This window comes from Helicobacter baculiformis, from assembly GCF_900197685.1.
Taxonomy (GTDB): Bacteria; Campylobacterota; Campylobacteria; order Campylobacterales; family Helicobacteraceae; genus Helicobacter; species Helicobacter baculiformis.
The window spans coordinates 12158-27069 of sequence record NZ_FZMF01000044.1 but is presented as its reverse complement, the minus strand read 5'-3'; the positions used below and the strand labels follow the sequence as shown (position 1 = coordinate 27069).

13 protein-coding genes are annotated in these 14912 nt (G+C 44.3%); 10 read left to right on the top strand and 3 right to left on the bottom strand.

The genetic code is table 11. The features are described 5' to 3' along the window. Positions 1–114: 114 nt before the first annotated feature. From bamD to C6G87_RS06735, 10 genes are all read left to right on the top strand, one after another. Complete coding sequence (bamD, locus tag C6G87_RS06780; protein ID WP_104752761.1) at positions 115–756, top strand: outer membrane protein assembly factor BamD; 642 nt, start codon at positions 115–117, stop codon at positions 754–756. 8 nt (positions 757–764) lie between these two features. Next, positions 765–3179: an endopeptidase La gene (gene lon, locus C6G87_RS06775; RefSeq protein ID WP_199767660.1), complete on the top strand. Its 2415-nt coding sequence runs from the start codon at positions 765–767 to the stop codon at positions 3177–3179. Further along, positions 3179–4012 (top strand): prephenate dehydrogenase, encoded by an 834-nt coding sequence (locus C6G87_RS06770; RefSeq protein ID WP_104752760.1) that lies wholly within the window; start codon positions 3179–3181, stop codon positions 4010–4012. The genes lon and C6G87_RS06770 overlap by 1 nt, the downstream gene beginning before the upstream one ends. 9 nt (positions 4013–4021) lie before the next feature. Next, entirely contained in the window at positions 4022–4288 is a 267-nt protein-coding gene (gene fliQ / locus C6G87_RS06765) for a flagellar biosynthesis protein FliQ (RefSeq protein ID WP_104752759.1), read from the top strand. Positions 4289–4296: 8 nt separating this feature from the next. Beyond that, positions 4297–5061 carry a UDP-N-acetylmuramate dehydrogenase gene (locus C6G87_RS06760; protein ID WP_104752758.1) on the top strand — a complete coding sequence of 255 codons (765 nt, stop codon included), beginning with the start codon at positions 4297–4299 and terminating at the stop codon, positions 5059–5061. Positions 5062–5367: 306 nt separating this feature from the next. Continuing rightward, on the top strand, positions 5368–5985 hold the full coding sequence (locus C6G87_RS06755; protein WP_104752757.1) for an MBL fold metallo-hydrolase: 618 nt from the start codon (positions 5368–5370) through the stop codon (positions 5983–5985). A gap of 24 nt (positions 5986–6009) precedes the next feature. Continuing rightward, positions 6010–6783 (top strand): HesA/MoeB/ThiF family protein, encoded by a 774-nt coding sequence (locus tag C6G87_RS06750; protein WP_104752756.1) that lies wholly within the window; start codon positions 6010–6012, stop codon positions 6781–6783. A gap of 23 nt (positions 6784–6806) precedes the next feature. Beyond that, entirely contained in the window at positions 6807–7577 is a 771-nt protein-coding gene (gene motA, locus C6G87_RS06745) for a flagellar motor stator protein MotA (protein WP_104752755.1), read from the top strand. Next, a complete protein-coding gene (motB, locus tag C6G87_RS06740) occupies positions 7577–8338 on the top strand; it encodes a flagellar motor protein MotB (protein ID WP_104752754.1) in 762 nt (253 codons plus the stop codon). Before motA ends, motB begins: the two co-directional genes overlap by 1 nt. Before the next feature lie 20 nt (positions 8339–8358). Continuing rightward, complete coding sequence (locus C6G87_RS06735) at positions 8359–8733, top strand: hypothetical protein (RefSeq protein WP_233709054.1); 375 nt, start codon at positions 8359–8361, stop codon at positions 8731–8733. Between the two features lie 13 nt (positions 8734–8746). Here the strand turns inward: C6G87_RS06735 and C6G87_RS06730 are convergent, their stop codons facing one another. The 3 genes from C6G87_RS06730 to tkt are packed head-to-tail and all read right to left on the bottom strand — an operon-like array spanning position 8747 to position 14901. Beyond that, positions 8747–10600 carry a DNA translocase FtsK gene (locus C6G87_RS06730; protein WP_233709053.1) on the bottom strand — a complete coding sequence of 618 codons (1854 nt, stop codon included), beginning with the start codon at positions 10598–10600 and terminating at the stop codon, positions 8747–8749. A 57-nt stretch (positions 10601–10657) separates the two neighbouring features. Further along, positions 10658–12961: a PD-(D/E)XK nuclease family protein gene (locus C6G87_RS06725; protein ID WP_104752753.1), complete on the bottom strand. Its 2304-nt coding sequence runs from the start codon at positions 12959–12961 to the stop codon at positions 10658–10660. After that, the gene (gene tkt, locus C6G87_RS06720; protein ID WP_104752752.1) at positions 12955–14901 is read right to left on the bottom strand and encodes a transketolase; all 1947 of its coding nucleotides are present in this window, start codon (positions 14899–14901) and stop codon (positions 12955–12957) included. Before tkt ends, C6G87_RS06725 begins: the two co-directional genes overlap by 7 nt. Between the last annotated feature and the right edge of the window lie 11 nt (positions 14902–14912).

The following is a 14912-nucleotide window of genomic DNA, read 5'->3' as shown; positions in this document are numbered from 1 at the left end:
CACATGGTGTAAAGGCTTGATTTTACTACAATCCACTCTAAAAATCAATTGTAGAGCTTAGCGCTGGGGGATTTTTGGTATAATGGCGATCTTTGAGCATGAAAGGTTTTTAGAATGCGGGTTTTATGGCTTTCGTTGGCATGTGCGGTGTTGTGGTTGGGGTGCGCTAAAAAAGGCAAGGATGCCATCTACAACCGCCCCGCAATCTTTTGGTATCAGGGAATTTTGCGCGAGATTTTGTTTATGAACCTAGAGACCGCCGATAATTATTATTCTTCCTTGCAAAGCGAGCACATTAACTCGCCCCTAGTGCCTGTTGCCATGCTTGCTTTAGGGCAGGCACATCTTAAGAAGAAAGAATTTATCTTGGCAGAGTACTATTTTGATGAATACATTAAGCGCTTTGGCAATGAGAGCAATGTCGATTATCTCAAGTATCTTAAGCTCCAAGCGCGTTATTATTCCTTTAAAAACCATAGCAAAGATCAAGAGTTTATGTCTAATACCATTGGTATGCTCAATGATTTTGTAGACAAATATCCCAACAGCCGTTTTATCAATCAGGTGGAATACATGCAGGTTAAATTTATTCTGGGGCAGAATGAACTCAACCGCGCCATCGCTAATGTTTACAAAAAACGCCACCAAAAAGAGGGGGTTAAGCGTTATTTAGAGCGCGTCGATGAAACTTTAGAGAAAGAAACAAATCCTAAGAAATCTTATATGCCTTGGTATGTGGCGATATTCAACTGGTAAGGGTAGAAATGACAGATAAATTTCCAAGTGTGGTGCCGGTGATTGTAGAAGAGGAAGCGTTTATGTATCCTTTCATGATCGCTCCTCTTTTTATTAATAGCGAAGCCAACATTAAAGCGGCTAACAAGGCCACCCAAGATAAAAACGATCTTATTTTTGTGAGCTGTGCCAAAAACAGCCAAAGCGATAGAGTTTTGGAAGAAAAGTTTTACGATGTGGGTGTGATCGGGAGTATTGTGCGCAAGGTAACTCTGCCTGACAATCGCATGAAAATTTTGTTTCAAGGGATTTGTAAGGGCAGAATTTTAAATATCGAATCTCATGATCCCCTAGAAGCAATGGTTGATGTGATCACTTACAAAGATTACGATCATGACAAAATCAACGCCATTATTGAAATTCTTAAAGAGAAAGTCAGTAATCTAGCAAATATTAGCCAATTTTTCCCCCCCGATCTTTTGCGCGCGGTCGATGACAATAGCGATCCTAACCGCATTGTGGATTTGATCGCTTCTGCATTACGCCTCAAAAAAGATCAATCGTATAAACTCTTTGCTAATGACAATACTGAGGAGCGGCTTTTGGACCTCATCGATTTGGTGATGGAAGAAACAAAAACGCAGAAATTACAAAAAGAGATCAAAAGCAAAGTGCATAGCAAAATGGAGCAGGTGAATAAGGAATATTTCCTTAAAGAACAGCTCAAGCAGATTCAAAAAGAATTGGGGGTAGATAAGCAGCGCGATGAGGAAATCCAGGAATACACCCAAAAACTTAGTGCCATTGAACCCTTTATTACCAAAGAAATCCACAAAGAGATTAAGAAACAAATCGAACGCCTGAGTCGCATTCACCAAGATAGTTCTGATGTGGGGATTTTGCAAAACTACATCGAATGGGTGTTAGACATTCCTTTTGGACAATATAGCCAAAAGAAGCTCTCGATCAAAGATGTGGAGAAGCAACTTAACACAGATCACTATAGCCTAGAAAAACCCAAAGAGCGCATTGTAGAATATTTTGCCACAATGGAGCTTTTGCGCTTGCGTCAAGTCGAAAATAAAGAGACCAAAGGCACAATTCTATGTTTTTATGGACCCCCGGGGGTGGGCAAAACAAGCCTAGCTAATTCTATCGCCAAAGCTATCAAGCGCCCCTTGATTCGCATCGCTTTAGGGGGACTAGAAGATGTCAACGAGCTCAGAGGGCATCGGCGCACTTATTTAGGCTCTATGCCCGGACGCATTGTACAGGGCTTAATTGAAGCTAAAAAAATGGATTGTGTCATGGTGCTTGATGAAATTGATAAAGTGGATAAAAGTATGCGGGGTGATCCTGCTAGCGCACTTCTAGAAATCTTAGACCCTGAGCAAAACACCAGCTTTAGAGACTACTACACTAACTTTAATATCGATCTTTCTAAGATCATCTTTATCGCTACAGCCAATGACACCGCGACAATCCCAGCACCCCTAAGGGATCGCATGGAGTTTATTGCTGTTTCTAGCTACACCCCTCAAGAAAAAGAACAAATTGCCAATAATTATCTCATCCCCCAAGAGCTTAAAAAACATGCACTCAAACCTGCTGAGGTGGTGTTTACACCAAAAGCGGTTAAGCTCATCATTGAAAAATACACCCGCGAGGCAGGGGTGCGCGGACTTAGGCGGGCACTAGCAAGCATCATGCGCAAGTGTGCCAAAAAGATTTTACATGCCCATGAAGACAAGTTGCCCAAAGAAGAAACCAAATCAAAGGTTAAACGGCAACGCAAAATCCATATTACAGAGGAGAATGTCCCAGAGTTTCTAGATAAAATTGTCTTTGAAATCGATCCTATTGACCAAGAAGACGCGCTAGGCATTGTCAATGGTTTAGCGTGGACAAGCGTGGGTGGAGATGTGCTCAAGATTGAGGCGATTAAACTCAAGGGCAAGGGAAATTTAAAACTCACCGGCAGTTTGGGAGAGGTGATGAAAGAATCCGCCTATATTGCTCATTCGGTGGTGAAGTTGCTTATTGATGAAGAGATTTTGATTCCTAAAAAGAAAAAGCCCAAAGAGGGTAAAATTTACAATCTCTACGACATCCACTTGCATGTGCCGGAGGGGGCAACTCCTAAAGACGGACCAAGTGCGGGTATTGCGATGGCGACTAGCATCGCATCTATCTTATGTGAAAGAAAGGTGCGTTGCGATGTAGCCATGACAGGTGAGCTTACCCTAAGCGGGCGGGTGTTACCCATCGGTGGACTCAAAGAAAAGCTTATTGCTAGCTACAAGGCTGGAATTAAAACCGCTTTAATTCCTGAAAAGAATTACCACAGAGATTTAAAAGACATTCCTGCAGAGGTGCAGGATAACATGGATATTAGAGCTGTAAGCACAATTGAAGATGTGCTAGAAATTGCCTTGGTACCCTGATGCGTGCGGGTATCGTTGGGCTAGGCTTGATGGGGGGTTCAATGGGCTTGGCTTTGCAGGAGGTGCGTGCACAGCTAGGCATTAAGAGTCTTGTAGGCTTTGATCACAATGTCTTGCATGCCCAAATGGCTTTGAGTTTAGGGTTAGTGGAAGAATGTGTGGAGTTGGAGCAAATTCAAGAATGCGATCTCATTATTTTAGCCACTCCTGTAGAAGGCATCATCCAAATTTTAGCCCATATACAGCCCGCTCCTACAAGCACGATCATCGAGCTAGGCGGGGCAAAAGTGCAAATGATGTGTGCTATTCCCAAAGCTATACGCGCACAAGTGGTGGCTAGTCACCCGATGTGCGGGACAGAGTTTTATGGACCTAAAGCCGCTCTAAAAGACCTCTATAAACATAAAATTGTAGTTTTGGTGGACGGAGAGTATAGTGGGATTTCTCACCTGCAACGCGCTAAGGAGGTCTTCAGCGCCATTGGCATGCAGATGGTAAAAATGGGCGCGCAAGCTCATGACCAACATGTTGCCTTTGTAAGCCACCTACCCCACGCTATCAGTTACGCTTTGGCAAATGTGGTGCTTGCTCAAGAAAGCCCCCAAAATATTCTTTCACTTGCTGCGGGAGGATTTAAGGATATGAGCAGGCTTTCTAAGAGTTCTCCACAAATGTGGCGAGGGATTTTTGAACAAAACCAAACTCGTTTGCTAGAAGCCCTAGAACTCTTTATTGCAGAAATGCAACGTACGAAAGCGATGCTAGAGACACAAGAATGGGATAAATTGTGCGCATGGATGCAACGGGCTAATTGTTTGCAAGAGTTTATGTAAGGTACAATAATGGAAGCCCAGCTCATGAAACTTGCCATTGAAACTTACAAGATCACCTTGATGATCTCTTTGCCCGTGTTGCTAGTGGGCTTAGTTGTGGGGCTCTTGGTAAGTATTTTTCAGGCAACCACTCAGATTAACGAGATGACTCTCTCGTTCGTGCCTAAAATTTTAGCCGTGATTGCTGTGATTGTGATCACGATGCCATGGATGCTTAATATGCTTCTAGATTACACCAACATGCTTTTTAAACTCATTCCTAAGATCGCCTCTTAAGAAGCACTATGATCGTGGATTTCTCCAAGTACTCTAGCGTGAAGATTGGAGGTAGAGTCGAGGTGAGGCTATTGCGTCAATGTGGGGAATATGAAGTACAGATGGTGGGCTTGGGGAATAATCTCTTAGTATCACCCCATGCGTGCAATTTGGCGATTCTAGATCGCTGCTTTGAGACCATAGAAGATAAGGGGAATTTTATAGAAGCGGGGGCTAGGACAAGCGCACAAAAACTCTTTAGCTATTTTAGAGATCATAACTTAGAGGGGTTGGAATTTTTAAGTGCCCTACCCGGGAGTGTGGGCGGACTACTTAAAATGAATGCGGGAATGAAAGCCTACCAAATGAGCGATGTGGTGTTGCAGGCAAATATCAATGGGACATGGATAGATAGCGCTGCATTGGGCTTAGCCTATCGTGCTAGCGCGTTTAGAGGTGTGGTCTTTGGGGTGCGCTTGCAAAAAAAGTATGGTTTTAGAGAAAGTGTCTTTCAGATGTGCAAACAAATGCGCACCCATCACCCTAAAAAACCTAGTTTTGGAAGTTGTTTTAAAAATCCCCCAGGAGACTTTGCGGGGCGTTTGTTAGAAGCGGTGGGACTTAGAGGATTTGTTCTAGGCAGAGTGAGTTTCTCTAGTGCCCATGCTAATTTTCTCATCAACCTAGGAGGGGCGCATTTTCAAGAAGCCCTAGATTTGATCACCCTTGCCAAAGAACGGGTTTTCAAAGCTTTTGGGATTGTGTTGCAAGAAGAGGTGTGTATCCTCACTTGAATCACTAAGAGGCCTTATCCATGAGGCTAAGCTTTGCTCCGTTGTGATGAGAGATGCGGGCTTTGGATGAATTCAGATTATCTATGCCTTGTGTAGGATTTTTTAGGATAGAAGCGGCAAAAACCTCCAAACTATTTTGCGTCCGCAAGAGCGCACGACACAAAAGCACGAAGAATTAAATAAGCGTTATATAAATCCAACCACAAGTCCCACGCCCACAGACCCTTAACGCCCTAGCGGACACTTTGAAAATTTGAGGTTAGTAGCTTTAGTAAAAATCTGCTAGAATAGCGACAAAGGATTGTGATGCAGATCAAGGTTAAGGCCTTTGGGAATACCCAAACTAATTGTTATATCGCCACCCTAGAACAGGGCGATTTAATTATCGATCCGGGCTTTGGTGCGGCTAAATGGGTGCTAGAAAACGCTCAAAAACCCTTAGCCATCCTTATCACACATGGGCATTACGATCATATTTGGGATGCGCACGCGCTCAAAAACGCCCTGCCCAATGTGCCCTTATATGCGCCTAAAAGCGATATTTTTATGCTCACTTCCGATTGCTTTTCTCTAGGACTCACTCCTTGTTTAGAGGAAGAAATCTGCCCTGTAGAGTGCCAAAGAGCTAGCACTACTTTAAGAATCGACAATGTGCCCATCACTTATTGGCATTTCCCGGGGCATACCCCCGGATGCTCTATGGTGGAGATTGAAAATGTGTTTTTCAGTGGGGATTTCATTTTTTATCGTAGTATTGGGCGTTATGACTTCCCCTACTCCAATCCTACCGACATGAAAGATTCTTTGATCCGCTTTGAAAATTTAGAAAGCTCTCAGGACAAGCCAATTTACCCCGGGCACGGGCAGTCTACCAGTCTTAAGGCAGAACAGCCCCATATGAAGGTGTGGGTTGCCCATCTCTAATTTATTTTCTATACAAGGATGCTTATGTTAGATGATGCGCAAAGAGAGCGCTACGAGCGTCATTTGATGCTCGAAGATGTGCGTGAGGAAGGGCAAGAAAAGTTATTGGAGGCGAGCGTCTTGGTCATTGGCGCGGGAGGTTTGGGCTCGCCCAATGTCATGTATCTAGCTGCAGCGGGTATTGGGCGTATCGGGGTATTGGATTTTGATATCATTGAGCTTAGTAATTTGCAGCGTCAAATTATCCATACCACTGAAGAAATCAACAGCGCTAAAGTCAAGTCTGCTGAACGCAAAATGTTGGCGCTTAATCCAGATGTACAAGTAGAAACCTACTTTACAAAGCTCAACGCAAGCAATGCACTGGACATTATCAAAGGTTATGGTTTTATTATTGACGCAACGGATAATTTCGCGAGTAAATTTTTAATTAATGATGCATGTGTGTTGAGTCGCAAACCCTATAGCCATGCTGGTGTACTCAAATACCGCGGGCAGACCATGACCATTCTACCTAAGCAAAGCGCGTGTTTTGCGTGCGTTTTTGACAAACCGCCAGAACCTACACTAAATCCTACCTTTAGAGCTGGGCTTTTTGGGGTTTTGCCCGGATTGACTGGGTGCATCCAGGCTACTGAAGCGATTAAATATTTCTTGGGATTCCCTTTGCTCACAGATACCTTACTGGGTATGGATACTAAAAATATGACCTTTAGGCGCGTGAGTGTGAAAAGAAATCCTAAATGCCGCGTGTGTGGTGAGCATGGAATCACCAGTCTAACAGACTATCCTCAGTAGAGACAGCAAAAGAAAGGGTATCAATGGATTTAACCTCCGTACTTGGTGTGTTCTTTGCCATCGCGGCGATTAGTTTAGGAGACATTTTAGAGGGGGGAAACCCCATCCATGTCGTGCACTTGAGTTCTCTGATTATCATTATTCCTACAACGCTCTGCGCTGCGATGGTTAGCACACACGCCCACCATGTTAAGGCAGCCTTTAAAGAAATTAAAATCGTCTTTCTCAACCCTAAGATTAATCTACAAGAGACTATTAAAACGATTGTAGAGCTCTCGACAATGGCGCGTAAAGACGGGGTACTTTCTTTGGAGTCCAAAGTGGCACAGATTGAAGATGATTTTACACGCAATGGTTTTTCTATGATCGTCGATGGCAAGGATATTAAATCGGTGCAAGAGAGTTTAGAAGTGGCGATTGAAGAGCTTGAAGAGTATTACCATGGAGCAGCACATTATTGGATTACAGCAGGGGAAAGTGCGCCTACATTTGGACTTGTGGGAGCTGTGTTGGGTTTGATGCTAGCGTTACAAAAACTAGATAATCCCCAAGAGATGGCGCTAGGGATAGCAGGGGCTTTTACTGCGACCGTTACAGGGATCATGTGTTCTTACGCACTCTTTGGTCCTTTTGGCAACAAACTTAAAAATAAGTCTAAAGATATTCTTAAAGAAAAGGTGGTGATCTTAGAGGGGGTGATCGGGATTGCTAATGGGGATAACCCTAGAGATTTGGAGATGAAGTTGCTCAACTACATCGCCCCGGGTGAACCCAAAAAATCTATGTTTGAATAATGGCAAAGAAAGCTAAAAAAGTCGAATGCCCGGCCGGTGAGCGTTGGGCGGTTCCTTATGCGGATTTCCTCTCTCTTTTACTGGCGCTTTTTATTGCTCTGTATGCGATTTCCGTTGTCAATAAAGCAAAGGTCAAGGCGCTTAAGAAAGAGTTTTTAAAGATTTTTGATTATGCGCCTGTCCCCGATTCGGTGCAACCAGTTATCCCCATCCCCCCTGCTCCGGGCGACTTGGAAAATGATATTGTTGAAGAGCGTAAGGCGAGCGCACAACCTGTGCGTTCGCAAACAACGATCACTAAAATAGGTGAGGGTAGCGTTTTGGAACAGACTGATCAAGGATCAGTGCTCAAACTCCCCTCCAGTCTCATTTTCACTAATCCTTATAGCGATACCATCAATGCAGGGATGCAAGAATATATTCGGCGCATTGCTGGCATTATCAATGCTCTACCCGGCCAGGTGCAGATCAATGTTCGGGGTTATACAGACAATACGCTTATCCCCCCTCATCTGCCCTTTAAAGATCATTATCAGTTAGCAGCTAGTCGCGCTTCTAAGGTGATGCGTGCCCTTATCGCCGATGGTGTGAATCCCCAAAAACTCTCTTATACTTCTTATGGTAAAAACAATCCTGTGGCTCCAAATGATAGCGTTGAAAATCGTATGCGTAATAACCGCGTTGAAATATTTTTTTCAACCAATCCAGAAAACATCAATCAGGTGCGTTCTATTTTAGATAAAAGACTCAATGGGGAATAGAGTTGTTTAAATGGTTCTTTTTGGCATTAGCATTCATGAACGCGGAGCGTCTGCCTACAGGTGAAGAACTTTTAAGGGAGGCGCAACGCCCTACCGTACCTATTAAAGCCATCCTTTATACAGGAGAACTTCCTTACTTGACTTGGACGCGCGATTATGGCGCTAAGCGCTTTAAACGCGTGTTGGAAATTGAAGCTTTAGTTGAAAAAGTGCGCATTAACCATGTCAGTCTCAATGAAGATCGATGTGCGATCTTGCCTATTTTGCCTAGTTATACGCTTATGTTGCATGAAAAAATGCGCTATGAAGTCTTTTGTGATGAAGCGTTGCGCGTAGAGATTAAAAGCGACTTTGGTGTACAGATTTTACACCCTCAAGAAAAGCGGTTACCCTAGGAAGTCTAGGCACTTAGTCGTGATCTTCTAGTGTAAAGTTTGGATCGTAATGCGCCACTTGTTGGGCGCGTAAAAAATCCATGACTCGCTCAATTTCTGCTTCAGTAGCATAGGGGGCATGTAAGCGTTGCAACATGTTATTTTGCGCAAAGAGCATATCTCCCCTACCTAGGAGATTTTGCGCCCCATCGCTATCTAAGATGATGCGCGAATCGATTTTAGAGCCCACTTTAAAACTGATCCGACAGGGTAGATTTGTCTTAATCAGTCCGGTCAGCACTTCTACACTAGGGCGCTGGGTCGCTACAATGAGGTGAATCCCACTAGCACGCCCCATTTGAGCGATGCGAATAATAGGGGCTTCTACTTCCTTGCCTCCCACCATCATTAAATCTGCCAATTCGTCGATCACGATGACCAGAAAGGGTAAGTGCTCTGAAGTCTTAGCGTTGTAACTTTGTAAATTCTTCACCCGTAAGGCGCTCATGCAAGTATAACGCCTTTCCATTTCCTGCACGGCACTCTTAAGGGCATTAATAGCCTGATTGGGGTCTGTGATGATGGGTGTGATGAGGTGCGGAATGTCCGCATAGGCACTAAATTCCACGCGCTTAGGATCAATAACGAGCAGGCGTACCATGTCGGGTGTGTTTTTGTAAAGCAAAGAGAGTAGCATGGCATGTAAACCTACACTCTTCCCACTTCCTGTTGTGCCAGCAATAAGTAAATGGGGCAATGTGCTCAGATCGCGTACAAAAACTTCCCCGCGCACATCTTTGCCTAGTGCTAGAGCAAGAGGATAAGAAGCTTGCTGAAAAAGGGGGCTTTCTAGGACTTCTTTAAGAGCGATAATTTCACTTTGATTACGCGCAATTTCAATACCCATCACATCTTTGCCCTGAATAGGGGCGTGTATACGCATAGATTGCGCACATAAAGCCATTGCCAAATCATCGGCTAATCCCATGATCTTGCTCACTTTAACATGAGGGGCAGGGCGAAATTCAAAGGTGCAAACCACGGGTCCTATGCAGGTGTGCACGATTTCCCCTTCAATTTTAAAGGTGCGCAGTTTTGCTAGCAAGTTTTTAGCCTGTTGCTCTATCTGATCAAGGGCGTGAGATACGGGCATAGAAGGATTCAGTAAATCCGTACTTGGCAATGTAGATAAGGTGGGTCTTGGAGAAGGCGGAGAAGAGTTAATCTCAGGAGTTTGGAGGGATCGGCGTTGCTGTACTAGGTCTAGGTAAGCGCTCTTGGAGTTAGAAGTACTAGGTTTGGAGGGGATCAGTTGCACTTGAGGATCGAGGGCTTGTGAGGGAGGGGTGGGAGCTTGGGTATAGGGGGTGATCTTGACCTTAAAGGGGGAGCTTTGGGAAGGTGGGGAAGCTTTAGACATGTGAGGTTTGAAACGAGGGGCTTTATAGGTTTGATCGAATTTGTTTTGTGTCCATGTGCGCAGGCGCGCATAATAACAAGGAAGCTCTAAGAGAGTTACACGCATGTACAAAACTATGCGCTTGCTCATCTGAGGGGAAAGACTAAAAAACGCATAGCCCATTAGAATTAGTGCTACCAACCACACCCCTACAACACCGATATACACTTCTAGCACTTCTAAAAGTGCGCACCCTACAATTCCCTTACGCCACAATAGAGCTTGGGCTAACAACAATGCTAAAAAGCATAGTAGGCTTGACAATAACCACTCTAAAGCCCGCAAGCTTGCACGGCGTGCTAGGACACTTAAGAGTGCTAAATAAAATACATCGACATAAGCTAGATAGCCAAAATATGCCACATTAAAGCGCGCAACAGATGCGCCCCATGCCCCAGCTAAGCCACTCTGCCCAAACCATGTTGCCAATAAGAGTAATGCTAGAAAACCATAAAGTACCGCTAAACCTAGTTTGATGCGTCCCCCCTAGACTCCGCAAACATCTGTATAGGGGCAATACTTGCAATGTTTACGATCCTCAGTTTTGAAAAAATCTATCTCCTCCTCTTGAAAAGTTATTAAAAGATGGGCTAAAGATTCTAGATCGCTTGAGAGAGTTTCCCTTTCTAACAATTCTCCTTTTTTAAGATCGTAGAAATAGGCACGCAAACGATCTTGGGGATAACCTAGAGCGCATGCACCCAGAGTATAAATAGCCAATTGATAATCTTGATCCTGCTGTTCAACTTTACTTTTAAACTTATAATCTATCAGTCTATAAGCGCCATCTTCACAGAGATCAAAACGATCGATAATACCCTTAAGTTCAAAACCTTTAAAGCTTGTTTCAAAGGGCACTTCATATCCCACCACTTTAGCGTGTGCTAGAATTATTCGCTCGTGTGTAAAGAATGCTGTGAGTTTTTGCACACTCACTTCTAGATTAAAGCGTTCTAAGGCGTTCAAAGACTCCCATTCTTGTAATCCTTGCAAACTCTCCAAGAGAGTTTTGGCACTAATGGGAGTTTGCGTGTTATGGTAAGTCTTAGAGCTATAGTAGGACTGCAAAGCTCTGTGTAAGAGCGTGCCTTGATTAGCGCCCTCTTGAGGCATGGGAATAAGTTTCTGGAGGTATTTAAGGTAAAAACGCCGTCTACATTCTGTAAAATCTTTGAGTTTGGAAGCGCTCAAACTAAACTCTCGGGGAAGATATCCTATACAGGTGTCTTCTAAGTCATGTAAGGAGCGAGAATTAGGGAAAAGTTTAAAAAGTGATGCGCTATGAGAGTTGATTAAACGCGTATTCAAGTCTAGTTGCGCAAGCATTTTAGAGGGGATCGCGTTGTTGGCGGTGCTGTAGCTAATGTCTACGCGTGCACTGCTTTTAATGAGTTGGTAGTAGTAATGCTTTTGCAGGTTTTCTTTGTCCTGTAAAGTGGGCAATCCTAGAGTACGGCGTGTCTGAGTGTTTAAGAAAAGGTCGCCATCTTTCAAACTAGGCACAATATGATCGTTAAAGTCTAAAATCACCACGCGTTCGAAGCTGAGACCACGACACTCTAACACATCTAAAACCTTGACCTTACCCCCTGTGGTGTCATCGATACGCAAATCTTGCAAAGCACGCGTATAAAGTTCAAGCAAATCTATGGGGTTATAACTCTGTAAAGCGGGTAAAATGCGTGCGTAAGTTTGAAAAAAATCTTGATGAAAATGTTCTAGTTTGGGTGGTATTTTAGCGTAAAGTTGGGCTAAGATGGCGTTACATTGTTCCTCAAGAGCATTCAAAGCGTGGGTGGTTATAGGATGCCAACGCATTTTTAACTCTTCTAGAGCACTAAAATAGGGGGCAAAGACCACCTGCGCTTCTTGCCCACGCGCAAAATTAAGATTATGTTCCGTATCTAAAAGCTTGAGAGTGGGGATCATCTGAGGATCAGGAGTGATGATGGCTAGCATGCTAGGCTCTAAGCCCTCTTCTAGCCACTCTTGTACTCTTTGCAAAGCCAAGCCCACTTGATCTAAGCGCTGATCAAAGGCGTAAACCTCTACTTTTTTTGGACAGAGTGGGGGTTGAGGTTGCGCTTGCACAAAAGGATTTTCTCCGCGTTTTAAAGCTTGTAAATTGAGTGCGTAAGTGTGCTCCTCTTGTAAATCCAGACCCAAAAATCCTAAAAACTGCTTGTTGTAGCGATCGCATGCTACATGTAAAATTAAAGGCACATTTTGAGCGATCGCAAAAAGAATTTCTTGTTCGTCCGTGCTTAAAAAACCCTCTAGGTAAAACTCGATGCGCGCAAACTTTGCAAGTACGGAAGTTAATAAAGTACTGGGTGCACCCAAAATAGGATCATAATAGCCCCATGCCTGCAATTTAGCATGGTAGCACGCATGCACGCGCTCTAACACCTCCAAGTGGTGCACATAATCGCCATAAATATCATGTGTCGTGATTTCATGGATATGACGCTTAAATTTAGCCAACTCATTAAAAAAGCGTGCCACAAAAGTACTCCCATCCAAGTAACCCAAAAAGCTTTGTTCAAAAAGTACCAACCCCTCTAAGGGTGCGCCTTCTTTGGCAACTTCTTTGATAGCTTCCATCAATAGCACTTGGCGGGCACTCTTGGGAATTTTCACCAGTCCTTTTACAAAACTCACTTGGGTGTAAAACTCTTGTACACTCCATGCGGTGGGCAAAAAGCCTTCATGTTGCTTGGCGTAAAAGGCGTTACACGCCCGATGACTGCTAAAAACATATAAAGTGGAGGGATTGACTGAGTCTAGCATGGTCTTTCTAGCAAAATTTGGGCGCGCTGGACAATATTTTGGGCACTGAAACCAAAATGCGTAAATAATGTGCTACCCGGGGCGGATTTGCCAAAGCTTTCCATAGACAACACATCATGGGCAAAACGCCACCATTCCAACCCTCGTCCTGCTTCCACTGCGAGTACCTTACCCACAAACAGACTTTCTAAATAGACTTGATCCTGCTCTATGAGTAGATCAAAACAAGGCACACTCACCACTTGCACGCCAACCCCTTGTTTTTCTAAGAGCTGTGCCGCTTGCAGGCACACATGCACCTCGCTCCCACTACTGACTAATGAAACTTGAGGGGGGGTGGGGCTTACATGTAGGATATATCCCCCCTTTTGCACCGCTTCTAGGGAGGTGCTTTCTAACACCTCCAAATTTTGGCGTGAGAGCACAAAGGCACAACTTTTTTGCAAGGATAAAGCCACCTGCCAACAGCGTACATTTTCATGCGCATCCATTGGTCTAAAAACATAGAAATTAGGTAACGCCCTCAAGTGGCTTAGGTGTTCGATAGGCTGGTGTGTTGCACCATCTTCGCCCACTCCAATGCTATCATGTGTGAAAATGTAAAACACTTGATTGCCCATTAGGGCGCTTAGGCGCAGACTGGGAGCTAAGTAGTCGCTAAAAACAAAAAAAGTTGCACAAAAGGGCACAAATAAACCATAATTAGCGATCGCGTTGCTTAAAGCCGCCATCGCATGCTCGCGAATTCCAAAGTGCACATTGCGCCCAAAGTCAGGAGGCAAACAATCTTGTTGGGCTTTTAAATGGGTGTTATTAGAAGGGGCAAGGTCTGCACTTCCGCCTAAGAAGCCTAGATATGCTTCACTCAAAGCATTTAGAATTGCACCATTACTTGCGCGTGTGGCAATCATTTTACCCACTTCAAAACTAGGGTAAAGCGTTTTAGAAAAATCCTTAGCCTGTAGGTGGGCGATGCGCGCTTGCAAAGCGGGCTTTGTCTCCAAGTAATGCTGCCATTCTGATTCTAAGGCTCTGCCTTTTTCTTGCAAACTAAAGGCATGTGCAATTTCCGCAGGAATTGTAAATTCCCCGCTCAAACCTACTGCACTCTTTGAGCGTTCTAACACCTCAACCCCCAAAGGCGCACCATGCACCTTTGCACTCCCCTCCAAACCCACAGCCCCCTTACCGATAGTAGTGTTAGCGATGATCAAAGTGGGCCTAGTGGCAGTTTGAGCCTGTGTAAGGATACGATCGATTTCTAAGAAATTATGCCCATCACACTCTAAAACTTCCCAACCTTGTGCTTTAAAGCGCCCCGGCACATCTTCACTAAAAGCTAAATGTGTACCTCCCTCAATAGTGATTGCGTTACTATCATAGATAACGATCAGATTGTCTAGTTGCAAATGCCCAGCTAAAGACGCGCCTTCATAGCTGATTCCCTCTTGCAAATCTCCATCGCCACATAAACAATAAACTTTATGATTAATGCTACTCATGTCCAATAAGTTTTGTGCGATTTGGCTAGCTAATGCAAAGCCCACCGCATTAGCAAAGCCTTGCCCTAAAGGACCTGTAGTGATCTCTACACCCTGAGTGTGCCCAAATTCTAAATGTCCTGGGGTTTTAGAATCCAGTTGTCTAAAAGATTTCAAATCTTCCAAGCTCACATCAAAGCCCCACAAATGCAAAAGTGCGTAAACTAAGGCGCTCGCATGCCCACCACTAAATACGAGACGATCCCGATTCAGCCAATGAACATTGTGCGGATTCAAGCGCACATGCTTGCCTAGCACAACAGCCACTTCGCTTAAGCCCATCGCCACGCCCGGATGCCCGCTATTAGCCTTTTGCACCATGTCCGCACATAAAAAGCGCAGGGTATGCGCACACTTTTCCAAAAGGGGCAAATCCCGCACCTCAAGTTTACTTTCCATCAAAAGCCTTT

Coding starts and splice junctions, on each gene's coding strand:
- C6G87_RS06770 (WP_104752760.1), top strand. CDS start 3,179: ATGCGTGCGGGTATCGTTGGGCTAGGCTTGATGGGGGGTTCAATGGGC.
- lon (WP_199767660.1), top strand. CDS start 765: ATGACAGATAAATTTCCAAGTGTGGTGCCGGTGATTGTAGAAGAGGAA.
- motA (WP_104752755.1), top strand. CDS start 6,807: ATGGATTTAACCTCCGTACTTGGTGTGTTCTTTGCCATCGCGGCGATT.
- tkt (WP_104752752.1), bottom strand. CDS start 14,901: ATGGAAAGTAAACTTGAGGTGCGGGATTTGCCCCTTTTGGAAAAGTGT.
- fliQ (WP_104752759.1), top strand. CDS start 4,022: ATGGAAGCCCAGCTCATGAAACTTGCCATTGAAACTTACAAGATCACC.
- C6G87_RS06725 (WP_104752753.1), bottom strand. CDS start 12,961: ATGCTAGACTCAGTCAATCCCTCCACTTTATATGTTTTTAGCAGTCAT.
- C6G87_RS06750 (WP_104752756.1), top strand. CDS start 6,010: ATGTTAGATGATGCGCAAAGAGAGCGCTACGAGCGTCATTTGATGCTC.
- bamD (WP_104752761.1), top strand. CDS start 115: ATGCGGGTTTTATGGCTTTCGTTGGCATGTGCGGTGTTGTGGTTGGGG.
- C6G87_RS06760 (WP_104752758.1), top strand. CDS start 4,297: ATGATCGTGGATTTCTCCAAGTACTCTAGCGTGAAGATTGGAGGTAGA.
- motB (WP_104752754.1), top strand. CDS start 7,577: ATGGCAAAGAAAGCTAAAAAAGTCGAATGCCCGGCCGGTGAGCGTTGG.
- C6G87_RS06755 (WP_104752757.1), top strand. CDS start 5,368: ATGCAGATCAAGGTTAAGGCCTTTGGGAATACCCAAACTAATTGTTAT.